The 18,637-nt window shown below is 61.4% G+C and carries 17 protein-coding genes; 16 read left to right on the top strand and 1 reads right to left on the bottom strand.

All coding sequences use genetic code 11. The features are described 5' to 3' along the window. The first annotated feature begins 30 nt into the window (after positions 1-30). From IWX87_RS13205 to IWX87_RS13180, 6 genes are all read left to right on the top strand, one after another. Positions 31-942, top strand: a complete 912-nt coding sequence (locus tag IWX87_RS13205) for a hydroxymethylglutaryl-CoA lyase (protein WP_196863986.1) — start codon at positions 31-33, stop codon at positions 940-942. Further along, the gene (locus tag IWX87_RS13200) at positions 942-1,691 is read left to right on the top strand and encodes a YbaK/EbsC family protein (protein WP_196863985.1); all 750 of its coding nucleotides are present in this window, start codon (positions 942-944) and stop codon (positions 1,689-1,691) included. Before IWX87_RS13205 ends, IWX87_RS13200 begins: the two co-directional genes overlap by 1 nt. Before the next feature lie 610 nt (positions 1,692-2,301). Beyond that, a complete protein-coding gene (locus tag IWX87_RS13195; RefSeq protein WP_196863984.1) occupies positions 2,302-3,042 on the top strand; it encodes a metallophosphoesterase in 741 nt (246 codons plus the stop codon). Position 3,043: 1 nt separating this feature from the next. After that, positions 3,044-4,477, top strand: coding sequence for a bifunctional serine/threonine-protein kinase/universal stress protein (locus IWX87_RS13190; RefSeq protein ID WP_196863983.1), 1,434 nt, complete (start codon positions 3,044-3,046; stop codon positions 4,475-4,477). A gap of 471 nt (positions 4,478-4,948) precedes the next feature. Further along, positions 4,949-6,703: an MFS transporter gene (locus tag IWX87_RS13185; protein WP_196864045.1), complete on the top strand. Its 1,755-nt coding sequence runs from the start codon at positions 4,949-4,951 to the stop codon at positions 6,701-6,703. 186 nt (positions 6,704-6,889) lie between these two features. After that, positions 6,890-7,267, top strand: a complete 378-nt coding sequence (locus IWX87_RS13180; RefSeq protein WP_196863982.1) for a hypothetical protein — start codon at positions 6,890-6,892, stop codon at positions 7,265-7,267. 363 nt (positions 7,268-7,630) lie between these two features. On the opposite strand, the gene IWX87_RS13175 is transcribed toward IWX87_RS13180, so the two are convergent. Then, entirely contained in the window at positions 7,631-7,903 is a 273-nt protein-coding gene (locus tag IWX87_RS13175) for a hypothetical protein (protein WP_196863981.1), read from the bottom strand. A gap of 126 nt (positions 7,904-8,029) precedes the next feature. Between IWX87_RS13175 and IWX87_RS13170 the strand changes: the two genes are divergently transcribed. The 10 genes from IWX87_RS13170 (at position 8,030) to IWX87_RS13130 (ending at position 18,635) form a co-directional block, all read left to right on the top strand. Further along, a complete protein-coding gene (locus tag IWX87_RS13170) occupies positions 8,030-8,962 on the top strand; it encodes a hypothetical protein (protein ID WP_370583898.1) in 933 nt (310 codons plus the stop codon). Continuing rightward, positions 8,959-9,168 carry a hypothetical protein gene (locus IWX87_RS19720; RefSeq protein WP_231374786.1) on the top strand — a complete coding sequence of 70 codons (210 nt, stop codon included), beginning with the start codon at positions 8,959-8,961 and terminating at the stop codon, positions 9,166-9,168. Before IWX87_RS13170 ends, IWX87_RS19720 begins: the two co-directional genes overlap by 4 nt. A gap of 133 nt (positions 9,169-9,301) precedes the next feature. After that, entirely contained in the window at positions 9,302-9,454 is a 153-nt protein-coding gene (locus IWX87_RS13165; protein ID WP_196864048.1) for a hypothetical protein, read from the top strand. Positions 9,455-9,509: 55 nt separating this feature from the next. Then, complete coding sequence (locus IWX87_RS13160) at positions 9,510-9,722, top strand: hypothetical protein (protein WP_196863980.1); 213 nt, start codon at positions 9,510-9,512, stop codon at positions 9,720-9,722. 2 nt (positions 9,723-9,724) lie between these two features. Next, positions 9,725-12,484, top strand: a complete 2,760-nt coding sequence (locus tag IWX87_RS13155) for a sensor histidine kinase (protein ID WP_196863979.1) — start codon at positions 9,725-9,727, stop codon at positions 12,482-12,484. After that, positions 12,481-12,855: a response regulator transcription factor gene (locus tag IWX87_RS13150; protein WP_196863978.1), complete on the top strand. Its 375-nt coding sequence runs from the start codon at positions 12,481-12,483 to the stop codon at positions 12,853-12,855. Before IWX87_RS13155 ends, IWX87_RS13150 begins: the two co-directional genes overlap by 4 nt. Next, entirely contained in the window at positions 12,852-15,023 is a 2,172-nt protein-coding gene (locus IWX87_RS13145; RefSeq protein ID WP_196863977.1) for an exonuclease domain-containing protein, read from the top strand. The genes IWX87_RS13150 and IWX87_RS13145 overlap by 4 nt, the downstream gene beginning before the upstream one ends. A 222-nt stretch (positions 15,024-15,245) precedes the next feature. Beyond that, entirely contained in the window at positions 15,246-15,905 is a 660-nt protein-coding gene (locus tag IWX87_RS13140; protein ID WP_196863976.1) for a 2-hydroxychromene-2-carboxylate isomerase, read from the top strand. 200 nt (positions 15,906-16,105) lie between these two features. Further along, positions 16,106-17,737 carry an MFS transporter gene (locus IWX87_RS13135; RefSeq protein ID WP_370583892.1) on the top strand — a complete coding sequence of 544 codons (1,632 nt, stop codon included), beginning with the start codon at positions 16,106-16,108 and terminating at the stop codon, positions 17,735-17,737. Between the two features lie 172 nt (positions 17,738-17,909). Next, positions 17,910-18,635 carry a hypothetical protein gene (locus tag IWX87_RS13130; RefSeq protein ID WP_370583891.1) on the top strand — a complete coding sequence of 242 codons (726 nt, stop codon included), beginning with the start codon at positions 17,910-17,912 and terminating at the stop codon, positions 18,633-18,635. The last annotated feature ends 2 nt before the right edge of the window (positions 18,636-18,637 follow it).

The raw sequence follows: 18,637 nt of genomic DNA, 5'->3' as shown, positions 1-18,637 counted from the left end.
ATACTTGAGCCCAGAAGGAATCCTCTGTCCATGAAACTCCCTGCCCACGTCAAACTCGTCGATGTCGGCCCGCGCGACGGCTTGCAAAATGAAAAGCAGCCGGTGCCCGCCGCCATCAAGATCGAACTGGTTCACCGCCTGCAGGAGGCGGGTTTGAAAAACATTGAAGTCACCAGCTTCGTGTCGCCCAAATGGGTGCCCCAGATGGCCGACAACGCCGAGGTGATGGCCGGCATCCAGCGCCAGCCGGGCGTGTGCTATTCGGTGCTGACGCCCAACCTCCAGGGCTTCGAAGCGTCGCTGGACTCGCACCCCGACGAGATTGTGGTGTTTGGCGCCGCCAGCGAGGCGTTCAGCCAGCGCAACATCAACTGCTCGATTGCCGACAGCATCGAGCGTTTCCGACCGGTGGTGGAGGCCGCACGAGCCCGCGGCATCCATGTGCGGGGCGCGATGTCGTGCACCGTGGGCTGCCCGTACGAGGGCGAGATAGCGCCAGAGCGGGTGGAAATGCTGGCGCGCCTGATGAAGGGCATTGGTGTGCAGCATGTTGGCGTCGCCGACACCATTGGCGTAGGCACGCCTCTCAAGGTGCAGCGCGCACTCGAAGCAACCCTGCGCCACTTCGACATCGACGACATATCCGGGCATTTCCACGACACCTATGGCCAGGCCCTGGCCAACACCCTGGCGAGCCTGGAAATGGGCGTGTGGCAGTTCGACACGTCGGTGGCGGGTCTGGGCGGCTGCCCTTATGCCAAGGGCGCGACCGGCAACGTGGCCAGCGAAGACGTGGTCTATTTGCTGCATGGCCTGGGCATAGCCACCGGCATCGACCTGGACAAGCTAATCGACGCCGGCCAGTTCATCAGCGATTTTCTCGGCCGGAAATCCGGCTCGCGTGCCGGTACGGCCTTATTGAACATGCGGGCGGCTTTGTGATGTGCGGCGCCGAAATCCTGACCTTGCCCGAAGGCGTTCAACGCGTGGCTGCAGTGCTTCTGGCCAGCGGACATGCGCACGCCCCTGTCATGCTGAACGACGCTGCCCGAACCGCGCAACAGGCGGCCGATGCGCTGGGTGTGTCGGTTGGCCAGATTGCCAAAAGCATTGTGTTTCGCCGCAAGCAGGACGATGCCGCCGTGCTGGTGGTGACCTCCGGCGACCAGCGTGTGGACGAGAAAAAAGTCGAAGCCCTGGTCTGCGATGGCAAGCGGCTGGGCCGGGCCGATGCGGCATTTGTGAAGGCAAGTACCGGCTTTTCGATTGGCGGCGTGGCACCGCTGGCTCACGCCACACCGGTGCTGGTGCTGATCGACCAGTCGTTGTTCCGTTTTGACGAACTCTGGGCGGCGGCTGGCCATCCGCATGCGGTGTTCAGGCTCTCGCCGCAGGCGCTTCAGCGCTTGACCGATGCGCCCGTGGTGGATCTGGCGGTGGACACCGACGAGCAGCAACAGGCGCTGGCGCGCGCCATCTCCCTGGTCACCTTGCGCTTGCGTACCGTGGACACGGCTGCCGATATCCCCTCGCCCTGCATTTCAATTTGCCGCATGAACGCCCGGACGGACCTGTGTGAAGGCTGCTTTCGCACGCGCAACGAAATCGCCGGCTGGAGCAGCGCCAATGACGACGGCAAGCGCGCCGCTTGGCGCCTCATTGCGCAGCGCATGCAGGCCTTGCAGGCTTGATGTCGCCGCCCCCCTTCCCATGGCCGGCCTTTGACAGGGTGGCCATGGGGGGCGGCACGCGCTGTTGATGGGCCAGGGACACACAGGCAAAGCGCTTTTTGCTGTGAGAAGTGTGTCTGGGTGTTTTCCCTTGAGGTCCCATCGCTAACCCCCATACTCGTCGATGGTCAACACCTCCAGGTCGGCGTAGCAGCTCATGGCCAGCGTGCAGGGAATCGGTCTGGCCGTCATCCGTCATCTTGCTGCGCAGTACGGGTTTTAAAGTCTGGCACGCCGCCTTGCAGGGTGTGGCCGACTTTGGGCTGCCGGCGCTGGTGGTGTCCTTGGGCCTGGACACGTTTGAGGGCGACCCCATTTTGGAATTCCCCATGGACACGCTGCATACTCCATACCTGACGCTGAGTGCTCACGGTGGAGCACCGAGACCACGTCAGTCAGCACCGATTTTGACTCCTGCAGGCGCCACTCCCCAGCGGAATTAAGGCGTTAAAAGGGCGTGGTGTTGTGATGATTGTTGAGATATTTTTGACTATGTGCCAGCTTGATCCGCCACATGGCAGGGTTGGGGCGTTTGCAGGAAGATCCGCGCTGCGTCTTGGGAGGAGTTCCGATGAGGTTTGCCGTTCTGACCGATATCCACGCCAACCGGGAGGCGTTTGAGGCTGTTCTGGCCGATGCAGCCGCGCGCGGGGTGGACCGGATCGTGCTTCTGGGCGATGTGGTGGGTTACGGCCCTGACCCCGAATGGTGCGTTGACAAGACCGCCGGTCTGGTGGCGGCAGGGGCCGTCTGCATCCGGGGCAACCATGACAGCGCGGCCGCAGGTGGGGTCGAATCGTTGAGCGCCAATGCCAGACGGGCGATGGTCTGGACCAAGGCCCAGCTGACCGACGCGCACCGGACGTTTCTGGCAGGCTTGCCCTTGATGGCAACGACAGGGGATGTGCTTTTTGTTCACGCCTCGGCCAATGATCCGGGGGCGTGGATCTATGTGACATCGGCCAGCATGGCCCGGGGATCGTTCCGGTCTTGCGAAGCGCGAATCATCCTGTGCGGGCATGTGCATGTGCCCCTGCTGGCCAGTAGCAACGTGGGCGGCGTGGTGCGGGTGCATTCGTTCCGCATGGCCACGCCGATTCCTCTGGTTCGCTCGCGCCGCTGGCTGGCGGTGGTGGGTGCGGTGGGCCAGCCGCGCGACGGGACGGCGCAGGCAGGTTATGCGCTGCTGGACACTGGAACCAATGAGCTGACCTTTCGCCGAACGCCGTATGACACGGCGAAAACGGTTCAGAAAATGCGGGTGGCCGGACTGCCCGAAGAACTGGCGCGTCGCTTGATGAAAGGTAAATGAGATGCCGGTACTGCCGCATCCTGGAATGGCGATCGATGGTTTTCGCCTGGGCGAAAAACTGCATCAAGGCGCCTTCGCCACGATCTGGGAGGTGACGCACCCCGACCATCCCACCTCCATGGTGATGAAGGTCCCGATCATCATGGACGGCTATGACGGCCCCGCCATCGTGGGCTTCGAGGTGGAGCAGATGATCATGCCGCGTCTGTCCGGGCCCCATGTGCCCCGGGTGGTGGGCGTGGGCGATTTTTCGGCGATGCCTTATATCGTGGCCGAAAAGATCGAAGGGGGGTCGTTGCTTGGCGTGTTCAAGCATGCGCCCCTGCCGCTGTCTGACGTGATGGAAATTGCTGCTCAAATGGTGCAGGCAGTGGCCGAACTGCACCGCCAGCATGTGATCCATCTGGACCTGAAACCAGAAAATTTAATGCAACGACCGGTTTCTCAGGCGTCGGGCGGTGAAACGGTGCTGATTGACTTTGGCCTCAGTCGCCATGATCAATTGCCGGACCTCCTGGCTGAGGAATTTTCCATCCCGATGGGAACCTTCCCTTACATCGCGCCCGAGCAGTATCTGCGTTGCCGTGATGACCTTAGGTCGGATTTATTTGCTCTGGGCGCGATGGTCTATGAGCTGGCCACTGGAAAGTTGCCATTCGGCATGCCTGAAAAGTTGAAAGGGGTGCGCAAACGCCTGTGGCGCGACCCGGTGCCGCCGCGTGCCCTGCGACCCGAGGTTCCAGAGTGGCTGCAGGAGATCATCCTGCGCGCGTTGGAGGTGGACCCGATGCACCGTTACCAAACAGCCGCGCAGATGGCGTTCGATCTGGCGTATCCGCTGCAGGTCAAGCTGACACCACGGGGGATGAAGACCCTACCAGACAGCCGGCTGACTGTTTTCCACCGCTGGCGCGTGATGCGCAAGATACAGCGGTTCACGACGCCAGTTTCAGTGGCGCTTCATCTCGCTTCGGTGCCGATCATTTGCGTGGCGGTGGATTTTTCCCCCGAGGGCGAGCGGCTGGCTGAAATCCTTCGCGACTCGGTCCAGCGCATGCTGTTGACCCAGCCGGATGCACGGATTGCTTGTGTCAACGTCCTGAAGACCGCCCGTATCGGCATAGATCAGGCCACGGACGAGGCGGGCAATAACCTGCATGTGGTGCGGCTTGTGGCGCTGAGGGCCTGGGCCGCAGGGATTGATCTGCCGGAGGACCGGTTGACCTTTGCCGTGCTGGCGGGGCCTGATCCGGGGCCGGTGATCATTGACTATGCCACGGCGAACCACGTCAGCCATATCCTGCTGGGCGCGGGCGGCCATTCGACGGCGCGCCGCTACCTGGGATCTATTTCGACGCAGGTGGTGGCCGAGGCGCATTGTTCGGTGACGGTGATCCGGGTGCCCGAACGGCGCGAAGGTATGGCGCGAGTGTGAAATTTGGCCGGATGTTGCCGCAACACCCAGCCTTGCCAGCCCATTTCCGTACAGGCATTTCCCGGTCAAATGCGTCACTTTTGAAAACTTCGCCTCGGACAGTCCGTTATTTATTAGGGGCTTACCCTGCTATTGACGTGATGGCTCCAAGTCTGCAATTTTGGCGTAAGAAACCTCCTACACAGTCGCGCCAGCAGAGCAAAAAGCAACAATAAATAGTGTGTGTTGCACTGGATCGACTGGCTGGCATCCAGGGCAGTCGATGTTCGGGTTTGGGCAGAAAAGGGCAGAGCAGCAAGTAGTGGGAAGCCTGTGACATCACATCGCCTCCGGGCCCTGCGCCCGTAGCGAGCGAAGCGATCCAGAGGCTAACTTCTGAAAATAACCGTCCGGCCAAATTGCCGGACACACATGGAGCAAAAAATGGCGATAGCTGACACGGTGACGAATGTGCGGGAGCGATCCCGTCCAATGACCCGCGAAGAGAAGAAGGTCATCATGGCCTCTTCGGCGGGTACTATTTTCGAGTGGTACGACTTCTACCTTTACGGTGCACTGGCAGCGATCATCGGAGCGCAGTTTTTCACAGCTTTCCCCGAAAATACACGCAACGTGTTTGCGCTGCTTGCCTTTGCTGCAGGCTTCATCGTGCGCCCGTTCGGCGCGCTGGTATTCGGGATGCTGGGCGACATGATCGGCCGTAAATACACCTTCCTGATGACCATCGTCATCATGGGCGTATCGACCTTCCTGGTCGGCGTGCTGCCAAACTACGAAAGCATCGGCACGGCCGCGCCCATCATCCTGATCGTCTTGCGGATGGCGCAAGGTCTGGCCCTGGGCGGCGAGTACGGTGGCGCAGCCATCTATGTGGCCGAACACGCGCCGGCCAACCAGCGCGGCTACTTCACGGCCTTCATTCAGACCACGGCAACGTTGGGCCTGCTGCTGTCGCTGGTCGTGATTCTGTCGGTGCAAGGCTACGTCAACGGCAACTACCCCGATGTACCTCTGATGAAAGACGGCGTCGCGGTATTGATGGCCGACGGCGCACCGACCATGGTCAAGGCGTTCAACGCCTGGGGTTGGCGTGTCCCCTTCATCGGCTCGATCTTCCTGCTGATGGTCTCGCTCTATATCCGCCTGCAGATGAATGAGAGCCCCGCCTTCAAGAAGATGAAGGAAGAGGGTCGCACCTCCAAAGCACCGTTAAGTGAAGCGTTCGGCAACTGGAAAAATGGCAAGATTGCGGTCATCGCTTTGTTTGGCCTGGTCGCCGGTCAGGCCGTGGTCTGGTACACCGGTCAGTTCTACGCGTTGTTTTTCATGCAAAACGTGATCAAGATCGACAGCTTCACCGCCAACGTCATGGTGGCCTGGTCGCTGATCCTGGGTACCGGGGGCTTCCTGTTCTTTGGATCGTTGTCTGACCGTATCGGCCGTAAGCCGATCATCCTGGCGGGCTGCCTGCTGGCCGCCGCCACCTTCCTGCCGGTGTTCGGCTTTTTGACCAAGACGGCCAATCCAGCCATCTATGCCGCACACCAGACCCCGGTATCGGTAAAGGTAGCGGCAGAAGACTGCTCGTTCCAGTTCAACCCGACCGGAACGGTGAAGTTCACATCGTCTTGCGACATCGCCAAGGCACAGCTCGCGCGGACTTCGGTCAATTACGAAACCATTGAAGGGGCCGCATCGGGCACCTTGGCCATGGTGAAGGTTGGGGAAACGGAGATCCAGTCCTATGACGCAGGCAAACTGACCGGCGACGATCTGAAAAAGGCGAAGACAACCTTTGACGGCAGTCTGAACGCCGCGCTGAAGAAGGCGGGTTACCCGCTGGTGCCAGCCGACAACACGACCATCGCCAAGGCGCAGAATTTTGTCGACATTTTCACGGCACAGAAGTTGACGATCATTCTTATCTTGACCTACCTGGTCCTGCTGGTAACGATGGTCTACGGCCCGATTGCGGCGATGTTGGTCGAAATGTTCCCGACCCGCATCCGTTACTCCGGCCTGTCGTTGCCGTATCACATCGGTAATGGCTGGTTTGGCGGACTGATGCCAGCGACCGCTTTTGCGATCTCTGCCCAGACCGGCAACATCTACTCGGGCTTGTGGTACGCGATCGTGATTGCGGTCATGACGGTGGTGATCGGCACGCTGTTCGTGCCGGGTGGCACCCACAAGAAGGATATCTTCGCCGGCGACAGCGGTAAGTAAATCCAACTGCCGGACCGGGGCCTTCGGGTCCCTGGCCCGGCCTTCTTTGCGATACGGCCATCAGCCCCCAAGGGGCCAGGCTGGTCTGTTTCCTGCAAATCGGGCGCAGCATGCTGCGCCCGATTTGCAGGAAGCAGGAAAGGGCAAGCGAGATGCCCGCGTCCGCAACTCAACAGATCCACTTCATTGAAACGTATCAATTTCGGCTTTCGTCATGGCCAGAATTGCACGATGGAAGATGTTGTTCATATTTCGATACAAGCCATCTCCAATGCTGTAACTGCCGAACCGTTGCGCTACGTGCAGGCGGAGATATTTTCATTGCGATTTGCATTGAGCTTGGAGCAGACAGCTAAAGCAATCGGACTGTTCAACGGTTGGGCAAGTAAGCAGCGCACCAATTCCTTCACGGAAAGGCCGTGCGCGGCAGCCCCATTCCAGCGCGTGGGGGCGGCGCAGACAAAACTTCACGCGGAAAAAAGAGGCTGCTGCACTCAATCCGTTTCTGGCGCAAGTCCGCGAGGAAGGCGCCATTGTGGTTGGCCAAATCAAGCATCGCCTTGATGATGCGCTGTGACGCTCGCCTGTTTACACGCTGCTGCAGCGCCTTGATTGGCGGAAGTTGGCCCCGGACAAGTGCCATCCACAAACTGATACTTTGGCCCAGGAAGAGTGAGGGGAAGCGTCTTGGCACGCACCACGGCCTTTACAAAGAATCGCGAGGCGAACCTGTCCGGCTGATGTTTCCAGAAGCGGCACGCTTCGGGCGCAATAACGATATGCGCCACTGTTGGACACCAAAGCCTTATCGCCCTTTGTGTCTGGCCAGGCTTGCCGACGGTTACACCCATGGCTGCGCATCATGCCAACCAACCACCTCCACGCACGCACGATGGGTGCCTTTGATCTGGGATCAAACAGAGGAGGTCAGCGGCGCAGTCGTGCGACCAGCGCCGCAATGGGAAGGGCCAGTCCCAATATGATCAGGTTCGAGATCAGCCCTGCAAGAATGGCATCGCTGAGGATTGCAGCGCCGCCTGGCATGGTGCTGGGCAGGATCACGGCCACGAAAACCACCCCCAGGGCTAAAGGCAGGGCGCGCCCGGTCACAGCGGAGGTTCTGATCATCGTGACCACAAGGGCGATGATCAGACCGATGCGAAACGGGTCGGTCAGTTGCGAAAGTACAAGATCGGTCACGGCAGGGTCTCCTTTGCCTCATGTATCAAAGATTAAAGTAGAGAGAGTTTAGGCGTTCTCCCGCCTCCTGGACACGAGCAACGAGGTGGGCATCTACGTAGGTATAAGAATTGTTTTTTGTTCGCCGTGTTCGGCGGCATGAAAGGCATCACCCACACCCAGTTGGCCCGGTACTTCGTGCTGATCATTGCCTACACCGTGCCAGCGGTCTTTATCTCGCTGCAGCTGACGGGCAACGCGATTCCACATCTGGGCTTGGGTCGTGGTTTTTCCGGCACCGACATGTCGCTACAGGCCAAGCTGGACCTGGTCGTCACCGATTTGGGCTTTAGCCAATACACCACCATCACCACAGCCGGCAGCACGCTGAACATGTTCATGTTCATGTTCATGTACACGCTGTCGCTGATGATCGGGACCGCTGGCTTGCCGCACGTCATTATGAGATTCTTCACCGTTACGTCGGTCAAGGATGCCGGCAGTTCTGCGGGCTGGGCACTGGTTTTCATCGCCATCCTCTACACCACGGCACCCGCCGTAGCGGCCATGGCCAAACCGAACCTGCCTGCGACGGTGAACACTGCCGTGGCAACCGGCAAAGACCTGTATGCCCCTCAATCCAGCATCCTGAACGGGGACCGCCCCGACTGGATGAAGCGCTGGAAAAAAACCGGGTTGCTCAAGTTTGAAGACAAAAACGGCGACGGCTGCATCCAGTACTACAACGACACCAGCAAAAACGAAGTTGCCACGGGCCAGGCAGAAGCAGCCGGCTGGAAAGGCAACGAATTGACGGTCAACCCCGACATCATTGTGTTGGCCAATCCTGAAATTGCGTTGCTGCCCAACTGGGTGATCGCGCTGGTGGCAGCGGGTGGCCTGGCCGCAGCACTGTCAACGGCTGCGGGCTTGCTGATCCTCATGATGGGTATCTTCAGCAAGAAGATGAACAAGCAAGGCGCCATTGCCGTCATGCTGTCGGGCTTGTTCGTCACGTTGTTCTATCTGGTGGCGCACAAGGTACTTTCTTCATCAACGGAACCGGGTTCCATCCGATGATCGGCGGCGCAAGCAGCTTATTCGGCATCAGGCCGGAAGCCTTCGGTGCGGTCGGCGCCATGGTGAATTTCGGGATGGTTTTCCTGGTTGGAAAATTCACCAGAGAACCGCCAGCGCATATCCAGGCGATGGTTGAAGCCGTGCCTGTTCCGCGCGGCTCCAAACTGGTCACGGGCAGCCATCGAGTCTGGTACGCCATGATTTGATGCAAATCCCTTTGCCCGTTCAGGCGGGTAGGGCGTGACAATGGAGGCCCTGCCACTGGCACTGGCAGGGCCTTTTTTTCAATTCAATCGACGTCGTGCTGCAGGGTGCCGCGCCGGTTTCAGGGAGTGCTGCATGGTTTTTAATTTCAGCGTGGCCTTGACGTGGATTCTTTTCCTGGCGCTGTTCCCGATGGGGTTTTTCTGGCTGCGCCGGGCCTGGCGCATTCTGGTCAGGCGTGATCTTTCCGAAGTCACGCTCAAGCATGCCCATGCCAGCATTGCCTAGCCCAGCACCAAGAGCTGAGCGGCATCAACCCGGTTGTCGCGGCAAGGAGGCGCTGGTGTTCAAAGGACTGCGAGCACAGCGGTTGCTGGCGCTTTTCGCCAGTGGCTGGCTGTTGTTTAACTTTCCCTTGCTGGGCTTGTGGGACCGGGACGCCACGCTGTTGGGCGTTCCATTGTTCCCGGCGGCGCTGTTCATTCTCTGGGCGTTGCTGATTGCCGTGCTGGCCTGGCAGATGGAGCGGCCCGGCCAGACGCAGGCGGACGATTAGGTATGCTGTCGCCCGTCTGGGTCATCGGTGCGTCGCTGGCCTATCTGCTGCTGCTGTTTGGGGTCGCCTGGTACGGCGACCGGCGGGCCGCCGAAGGGCGCTCGATCATTGCCAACCCCTGGACTTATGCGCTGTCGCTGGGCGTGTACTGCACCGCCTGGACCTACTTTGGCAGCGTCGGCCGGGCCGCGTCTGGCGGGGTGTGGTTTTTGCCGATCTACCTCGGACCGACGCTGGCGATGGTGCTCGGCTGGATGGTGCTGCGCAAGATGATCCGCATTGCCAAGACCTTGCGCATCACGTCGATTGCCGACTTCATTGGCAGCCGCTACGGCAAAAGCCCTTTACTGGCCGGGTTGGTCACGCTGATTGCCCTGGTCGGCATCGTTCCCTACATTGCCCTTCAGCTCAAGGCCGTGTCGGCAGGCTATGGACTGCTGACCACGCCTGCGGGCAGCGCGGCGCCGGGGTCGCCGCATTGGATGCAGGACAGCGCTTTTTATGTCGCGCTGGTGCTGGCCGGTTTCACCATGGTGTTTGGTGCCCGGCACCTGGACGCCACCGAGCGCCACGAGGGCATGGTGGCGGCGATTGCTTTCGAGTCGGTGGTCAAGCTGGTGGCCTTCCTGGCGGTGGGCGTGTTCGTGGTCTATGGCCTGTTCGACGGCCTGGCCGACCTGTTTGTCCGGGCCCAGGCGGTGCCGGCCCTGCAAAGACTGGTGCGGCTGGAGCAGGGCGCTGACTTTGCCTGGACGCAATGGTTTGCGCTGATCTTGCTGTCGATGCTGTCGGTGCTGTTCCTGCCCCGGCAATTTCAGGTGATGGTGGTGGAAAACGTGCGCGAGAGCCACCTGCGCCGCGCGGTCTGGGTGTTTCCGCTGTACCTGCTGCTCATCAACCTGTTCGTGCTGCCGATTGCGCTGGGCGGGCTGCTGTATTTTGGCGGCAGTCCGATGAACCCGGAGACCTTTGTGCTGTCGCTGCCGATGGCTGCTGGGCAGCCGATGCTGGCACTGTTCGCGTTCATCGGCGGCCTGTCGGCGGCCACCGGCATGGTGATTGTCGAGACCATTGCCGTGTCCACCATGGTCAGCAACGAGCTGGTGTTGCCGCTGCTGCTGCGCTCCCGGCACTTTCACGGCGCTGCCGGCCATGACCTGAGCCGCTTGCTGCTGGGCATCCGGCGCGCCGCCATTCTGGGCGTGCTGGTGCTGGGCTATGTGTATTTTCATTTGGCGGGCGAGGCCTATGCGCTGGTCAGCATCGGCCTGATCAGCTTCGCCGCGGTGGCCCAGTTCGCGCCGGCGGTTCTGGGCGGGCTGTACTGGAAGGGCGGCACCCGCCTTGGCGCACTGGCCGGCTTGCTGGCCGGGTTCCTGATGTGGGCGTACACGCTGATGCTGCCGTCGATTGCCAAGTCAGGCTGGCTGGGCACCGACTTCCTGACGCTGGGCCCGTGGGGCATCACGCTGCTGCGGCCCGAGCAGCTGCTCGGCCTGCAGGGCCTGGACGGGCTCACGCATGCGCTGTTCTGGAGCCTGCTGGTCAACGTCGGCGCCTATGTCGGCCTGTCGCTGTGGCGCGCGCCATCGGGGCAGGAAGCCAGCCAGGCGCTGCTGTTTGTCGATGTGTTCCACCGCACGGCAGCGTCCAGCCCGGTGTTCTGGCGCGGCCAGGCCAAGGTGCCCGACTTGCTGCGTTTGTGCGAGCGTTTCATGGGTGCAGCCAAGGCCGGGGCCTTGTTCGCGTCCTATGCGCGTCAGGCCGGCGTGCGCCAGATAGAGAGCATCCGGCCCGATGCCCGGCTGGTGCAGTTTGTCGAAACCCAACTGGCCGGCGCCGTCGGCAGCGCTTCGGCCCGGGTGCTGGTGGCCTCGGTGGTGGAAGAAGAAGTGCTCACGCCCGAGGACGTGCTGCGCATTCTGGATGAGTCGTCGCAAATTCGCGCCTATTCGCATGAACTGGAAGAAAAGTCGCATTCGCTGGAGCGTGCAACGGCCGAGCTGCGCCAGGCCAACGAGCAGCTCAAGAGCCTGGACCGGCTGAAAGACGATTTCATGTCCTCGGTGACGCACGAGCTGCGCACGCCGCTGACCTCGATCCGCGCACTCGCCGAGTTGATGCGCGACGACGCCGACATGGACCTGACGCAGCGCCAGCATTTCATGCGGATCATCGTGTCGGAAACCGAGCGCTTGACGCGTCTGGTCAACCAGGTTCTGGACCTGGCGAAGATCGAGTCGGGCAACGCCGAGTGGCACAACGCCGAGGTGGACCTGCGCGCGCTGCTGTCGCAGGCGGTCGAAACCACGTCCGAGATGTTTCGCGAACGTCAGTGCGCGGTGCAATTGCACTTGCCCCCGGAGGTGCGCCTGTTATGGGCTGACCCGGACCGCTTGACGCAGGTGGTGCTGAACCTGCTGTCGAACGCCGCCAAGTTTGTGCCGGTTCCCGGCGGCGAGGTGGTGGTCCGCCTGGCGAGCGATGTCAGCGGCCTGACAGTGTGCGTGCAAGACAATGGGCCCGGTGTGCCAGCCGAACAGCAAAGCCTGATTTTTGAGCGCTTCCTGCAAGGCGGCAACGGCGTCAACCGGCCGCAGGGCACCGGCCTGGGCCTGCCGATCAGCCGCCAGATCGTCGAGCATTTCGGCGGCCGGCTGTGGCTGGAGCCTGGCAGCGGACAGGGCGCGTGCTTTGCATTTCACCTGCCTTGGCACGCGCCCATGCCACAAGCGAAGCCAACAAGAGGAGACAAGACATGAGCCTGAAAATACTGGTCGCCGACGACGAGCCGAACATCGTGATCTCGCTCGAATACCTCATGAAGCGCGAAGGCTACACCGTGCTGGTGGCCAGAGACGGCCAGGAGGCGCTGGACATGATCGCCCGTGACCGGCCCGACCTGGTGCTGCTCGATGTGATGATGCCGAAAAAATCCGGCTTCGAGGTTTGCCAGGCGGTGCGGGCCAGCGAGGCGTTGCAGGCCACCAAGATCCTGATGCTGACCGCCAAGGGCCGCGACACCGACCTGGCCAAGGGACTGGCGCTGGGCGCGGACGCCTACATGACCAAGCCGTTTTCCACCCGAGAACTGGCCGACAAGGTGGCCGAAATGCTCGGCGTCCCGCCATGAAGCCGCCCGACCGCCGGCTGGTACTGGCAATTGTCGCCGTCGGGCTGGCCCTGGCCGCCTGGCTGGTCCTGAGCGGGGCGCTGGTCTGGTCCACGCTGGCGCCCGCCGAGCGCGAAACCGTGGGTGCGCTGCTGGGGCCGCGCATCGCCTTGCTTGGCATGAGCTGGGGGGCGGCGCTGGTGGGCGTGGCGTATGGGCTGCACTGGCTGTACCTGCGCTACGCCAGCGCCCCGGCCCGCCTGCTGGAGGAAACCCGCGTGCTGCTGGCTGCTACCCAGGCGCAGCCGCTCACGCTGCAGGGCAGCAGCGAACTCTGCGCCCTCGCTGGCAGCATCAACGAACTGGCCGCCCAGCGCGACCGCCTGCGCGAGGGCATGGCCGAGCAGATCGCGCTGGCCAGCCGCAGCGTGCAGCAGGAAAAAAACCGCCTGGCCGCGCTGATGGCCGAGCTGACGCAAAGCGTGGTGGTCTGCAACCAGGGCGGCCGCATCCTGCTCTACAACAGCCGCGCCAGGCTGCAGTTTCGCGCCCTGTCGCAGGCTCCCGCGCTGGCCGATGGCGCCGAGCTGATGGGCATCGGCCGCTCAATCTACGCCGTATTCGACCGCCAGCTGGTGGCGCATGCGCTGCAAACCATTCACCAGCGCCTGCGCCGGGGCGCGGCCAGCCCGTCGGCGCAGTTTGTCACGGCCACCCGCTCCGGCCAGCTGATCCGCGTGCAGATGGCGCCGGTGCGCGACCCGGCGACCGGCGACGCGCCGGACGCCGGCATCAGCGGCTTTGTGCTGATGCTCGACAACGTGACGCAGAGCTTCGAGGAAGCGACGCTGCGCGACCAGCTGCTGCACGGCCTGACCGAGGGCAGCCGCTCGTCGCTGGCCAACATGCAGGCGGCCGTCGACATGCTCGGTTACGCCGACCTCGAACCCGAGATGCGCGAGCAGTTTCTGCGCGTGGTGCGCGAAGAAGTCAGCGCCATGAGCGCGCGCATCACTGACCAGGTAGCACGCTCGACGCAGGCGCTCAAGACCCGCTGGCCGCTTGAGGAAATGCTCGGCACCGACTTTGTCACCGCCGCCCAGCGGCAGATTGAAAGCCATTGCCGGCGCAGCGTGGCGATTGAAGGCGCCGACGCCGCCCTGTGGCTCAAGGTTGAAAGCTTCACGCTGCTGCAGGCGCTGACCTACCTGGCGAGCCGGCTGGTCGATGAATTCGACGTGAAGTTTTTGCAGCTGCGGCTGCAGCAGGCCGGCCAGCGCGCGCAGCTCGATTTGATCTGGTCGGGCCAGGTGATGAGCACCGAAACCGTCATGGCCTGGGAAATGGACCCGATGCGTTTTGGCACCCAGAGCACGCCGCTGACGGTGCGTGACGTGGTCGAGCGCCACGGCGGCGAGATGTGGTTCGAGCGCGAGCGCGTGCGCCACCAGGCTTTTTTCCGCTTTTTGCTGCCATTGGCCAGCGCGCAGGAGCAGCTTGATGCCGCGCAGATCATGCAGAGCGAGAGCCGGCCCGAGTACTACGATTTAGATCTGTTCCAGCTCAGCGAGCAGGCCAGCGCGCTCGACGACCAGCCGCTGTCGTCGCTGTCCTTTACCGTGTTCGACACCGAGACCACCGGCCTGAACCCTTCGCAAGGCGACGAGATCATCCAGATCGGCGCGGCCCGCATCGTCAACGGCAAGCTGCTGCGCCAGGAGTCGTTCGAACAGCTGGTGGACCCGGGCCGGCTGATTTCAGCCGCCTCGATTCCCATCCACGGCATCACGCAGGACATGGTCACCGGCCAGCCGACGATTGCCGAGGTGTTGCCCGCCTTTCATGCGTTTGCGCAGGACACCGTGCTGGTGGCGCACAACGCGGCTTTCGACATGAAGTTTTTGCAGCTGCAGGAGGCTCGCACCGGCGTTGCCTTTCACCAGCCGGTGCTGGACACGCTGCTGCTGTCGGCGGTGGTGCATCCAAGCCAAAAATCGCACCGGCTCGAAGCCATTGCCGGGCGCTTCAACATCACCGTGCTGGGCCGGCACACGGCACTGGGCGACGCCATGTTGACCGCTGAAGTGCTGCTGCGCCTGCTGCCGCTGCTGCAGGGCATGGGCATCCACACCCTGCGGCAGGCGCGGGAGGCGGCGCAAGAAACCTACTACGCGCGGCTCAAATATTGAATTTTCAAGATAAAAGTGCTGTTTGCGCAATATAGGTATGCTTAAGTAGCTATTTAATTCATAGCGTTTAGGGTCTTGGGCCACCTGTTCCGCAGCGGCTCGAAACCGTCCCCTCCAATAACGCTGCCGCATCACACCTGGCAAGGTCTGCACGACTGGCGCCGCCAGCGTGCCGGTGGCTGGCCTTGCCGCTATGCTCGATTCAAACAAGGATCGCCCGCCATGAAACACATCACGTTCTATCTCGACTTCATCTCTCCCTATGCCCATCTGGCGTTTGAAGCCCTGCCCGAAGCGCTGATGGGCGTGAGCTACCGCGTCAGCCATGTGCCGGTGCTGTTCGCCGGCTTGCTCAAGCACCATGGCCAGCTGGGGCCGGCCGAGATCGCCTCCAAGCGCGAATGGACCTATCGCCAGGTGCTGTGGCTGGCGCACAGCCGGGGCATTGCGCTGGACATGCCCGCCAGCCATCCCTTCAACCCGCTGGCATTGCTGCGGCTGGCGCTGGCCTGCAGCGCCGAGGCGACGCCGGGCGCGCCCAACCGCTATGTGTGCGAAACCATTTTTCGCCATGTCTGGCGTGGCGGCGCCGAAGCCGTCGATGCGCAGCGCCAAGAGGCGCTGACAAGACAGCTTCGGCCAGGGAATGATCCCGAAAGCGATGCCGTCAAGGTGCAGCTCAAGAAAAACACCGACGCCGCCATAGCGCGCGGCGTTTTTGGCGTTCCCACTTTTGCCGTTGACGACAAGCTTTTCTGGGGGCTGGATGCGCTTGTCATGCTGCGCAATTACCTGCTGGGCGACCCGTGGTTTGATGGGCCGGACTGGAACTCGGTGCATACGGTTTCGTCAGGCATTGCCCGTCGACATCAGGGTTTGTAAGTAGGTTCTTCACATGCTGAAAAATGTCATAAGGGTTAGCATTTATTTGTCAGTTTCGTGAAAGTTTTATGTAAGGTTTTGTTATTTTCAAGTCAGATTGCTGACAGGTGTTTCAAAAATACTACTGGCAGCTTCTATTCCAGAGGTATTTATCAGTGGGAGACAAAACAATGGCGACACGTGCAATCGACAACAGACCGATGTCATCCGAGCAACGGCGCGTGATCTTCGCGTCTTCGCTGGGCACGGTTTTCGAGTGGTACGATTTTTATCTGTATGGCTCGCTGGCGGCCATCATCGCCCGGCAATTCTTCAGCGGACTGGACTCCGGTTCGGCCTTCATTTTTGCGCTGCTGGCGTTTGCCGCCGGTTTCATCGTCCGGCCTTTCGGCGCGCTGCTGTTTGGCCGCCTGGGCGACATGATCGGCCGCAAGTACACGTTTTTGGTCACCATCGTCATCATGGGGCTGTCCACCTTTATCGTCGGCTTGCTGCCCAACTATGCGTCGATCGGGGTTGCTGCGCCGATCATCCTGATTGCCCTGCGCATGCTGCAAGGCCTGGCGCTGGGCGGCGAGTATGGCGGTGCGGCGGTGTATGTGGCCGAGCACGCGCCCCAGCACAAGCGCGGCGCCTACACATCCTGGATCCAGACCACGGCGACCATGGGCCTGTTCCTGAGCCTGATGGTCATCCTGGGCGTGCGAACCGCCATTGGCGAGGCCGCTTTTGCCGACTGGGGCTGGCGCATTCCGTTTCTCGTTTCCATCCTGCTGCTGGCCGTGTCGGTGTACATCCGCCTGTCGATGAACGAGTCGCCTGCATTCCAGAAAATGAAGGCCGAGGGAAAGACCTCCAAGGCGCCGCTGTCCGAGTCCTTTGGCCAGTGGAAAAATCTGAAAATCGTGATTCTGGCGCTGGTCGGCCTGACCGCCGGCCAGGCCGTGGTCTGGTACTCGGGCCAGTTCTATGCCTTGTTCTTCCTGACGCAGGCGCTGAAGGTGGACGGCCCGACGGCCAATATCCTGGTGGCTTACTCGCTGATTCTGGGCACGCCATTCTTCGTGGTCTTCGGCATGCTGTCGGACAAGATCGGCCGCAAGCCGATCATCATGGCAGGCTGCCTGCTGGCGGCGTTGACCTATTTCCCGGTGTTCACCGCGCTGACCAAGGCTGCCAACCCCGACCTGGCCGCCGCACAGGCCGCTAACCAGGTGGTGGTGACCGCCGACCCTTCGGAATGCTCGTTCCAGTTCAACCCGACCGGCACCGTCAAGTTCACCAGTTCCTGCGACATTGCCAAACAGGTGCTGGCCGGCGCTTCGGTCAGCTATGAAAATGCGCCAGGCAAGGCCGGCACGCCGGCCACCATCAAGATCGGCACGACCGAGATTTCCAGCTACACCGCCAAGGGCCTGCCGGCCGACGAAGCCAGGAAGAAGGACGCTGAGTTCAAAAAATCCGTGGCCGACGCGTTGAAGACCGCCGGTTATCCCTCCAAGGCCGACCCGGCCAAAGTGGACAAGTTCATGGTCACCCTGATCCTGTTCTATCTGGTGCTTCTGGTGACCATGGTGTATGGCCCGATTGCCGCGATGCTGGTGGAACTCTTTCCGACACGTATCCGCTACACGTCCATGAGCCTGCCCTACCATATCGGCAATGGCTGGTTTGGCGGCCTGCTGCCCACCACCGCCTTTGCGATCGTGGCGCAGACAGGCAACATGTACAACGGGCTGTGGTATCCGATCATCATTGCCGGCATGACGTTTGTCATAGGCACGCTGTTCGTGAAGGAAACCAAGGACGTCGACATCTACGCCAACGACTGACGGACCGGCAAAGGGTGCCGGTGTTCTGCTGTGCACCCTTCAAAACCTTTGTCAGTTTTTAAAGCCCTTGCGATCCGGCACAGACGTTTTTACGGTTGACCGGCTTTGCACTGTTCCTGCCGTGAATCCTTGCGGCAACCCTGACTTTGGCAGAAAACAGTTCGTTTTGGCCATGCCCAGTCTGATGCTGCACCACTTCCCCCGCGCTGCCGGCACCGCGCAAAGGCAACTCCAAAAAAGCAAAAATGAAACAGGATTGCAAAAAGTCAAAAAAGTGTCAAAATGTAACATCAGCCAATCGACGCAAGGGCTTCATGGCCCAGATACCGGCATTTACAGAAGGCACGCCATGATTTATATGAAAACACAGCACGGACAGTCAGCTTTTAAGTGCCGGGCCGTCTTGCTGACGCCACGGCAACGTTCAGCCTTCATTTTGTTTGATGGAAAGCGCGATCTGGAGGAGGTCATGAGAGCCACGGCCGGGCTTGGAGTCAGTTCGGAGGACATAGGCCATTTGGTAGCGCACGGCCTGCTGGCGCCCTGCAACGTTGCCGTCCAGGTGTCCGTTATCGCCACTGCGCCAGACGGCATGCTGGGCTTTCAGGCTGAGGCACCTTCGACTTTCCTTGCCAAAGCGGCAACTGAAGGTTCTTACTCTGTGCCTTCTTCCCCGGACGAGGAGGGCCTGTCCATCGCCACGGCCCGGGCGCAATATTCAAGAGCCTATCCCATCGCCACCCGACTGACGGCGAGCTTGGGTCTGCGCGGCTTTCTGCTCAACCTGGCTGTTGAAGGCGCCACCAACCTGGCCAAACTGCAAGAGCTGGCCCCCAAGATCAAGACGGCAATCGGCCCTGAAAAGTTCATGGAACTTCAGAGCGCCCTCTACGATTGAGC

This window comes from Polaromonas sp. CG_9.7, assembly GCF_015752205.1.
GTDB lineage: Bacteria > Pseudomonadota > Gammaproteobacteria > Burkholderiales > Burkholderiaceae_C > Polaromonas.
The sequence above is the reverse complement of the archived record's forward strand: the minus strand, read 5'-3'. Positions and strand labels throughout refer to the sequence as shown.

Bases quoted from the DNA above. Each gene is read 5' to 3' on its own strand.
- IWX87_RS13205 (WP_196863986.1), top strand. From the start codon at position 31: ATGAAACTCCCTGCCCACGTCAAACTCGTCGATGTCGGCCCGCGCGAC.
- IWX87_RS13200 (WP_196863985.1), top strand. From the start codon at position 942: ATGTGCGGCGCCGAAATCCTGACCTTGCCCGAAGGCGTTCAACGCGTG.
- IWX87_RS13195 (WP_196863984.1), top strand. From the start codon at position 2,302: ATGAGGTTTGCCGTTCTGACCGATATCCACGCCAACCGGGAGGCGTTT.
- IWX87_RS13190 (WP_196863983.1), top strand. From the start codon at position 3,044: ATGCCGGTACTGCCGCATCCTGGAATGGCGATCGATGGTTTTCGCCTG.
- IWX87_RS13185 (WP_196864045.1), top strand. From the start codon at position 4,949: ATGACCCGCGAAGAGAAGAAGGTCATCATGGCCTCTTCGGCGGGTACT.
- IWX87_RS19720 (WP_231374786.1), top strand. From the start codon at position 8,959: ATGATCGGCGGCGCAAGCAGCTTATTCGGCATCAGGCCGGAAGCCTTC.
- IWX87_RS13165 (WP_196864048.1), top strand. From the start codon at position 9,302: ATGGTTTTTAATTTCAGCGTGGCCTTGACGTGGATTCTTTTCCTGGCG.
- IWX87_RS13155 (WP_196863979.1), top strand. From the start codon at position 9,725: ATGCTGTCGCCCGTCTGGGTCATCGGTGCGTCGCTGGCCTATCTGCTG.
- IWX87_RS13150 (WP_196863978.1), top strand. From the start codon at position 12,481: ATGAGCCTGAAAATACTGGTCGCCGACGACGAGCCGAACATCGTGATC.
- IWX87_RS13145 (WP_196863977.1), top strand. From the start codon at position 12,852: ATGAAGCCGCCCGACCGCCGGCTGGTACTGGCAATTGTCGCCGTCGGG.
- IWX87_RS13140 (WP_196863976.1), top strand. From the start codon at position 15,246: ATGAAACACATCACGTTCTATCTCGACTTCATCTCTCCCTATGCCCAT.
- IWX87_RS13135 (WP_370583892.1), top strand. From the start codon at position 16,106: ATGTCATCCGAGCAACGGCGCGTGATCTTCGCGTCTTCGCTGGGCACG.
- IWX87_RS13130 (WP_370583891.1), top strand. From the start codon at position 17,910: ATGCCCAGTCTGATGCTGCACCACTTCCCCCGCGCTGCCGGCACCGCG.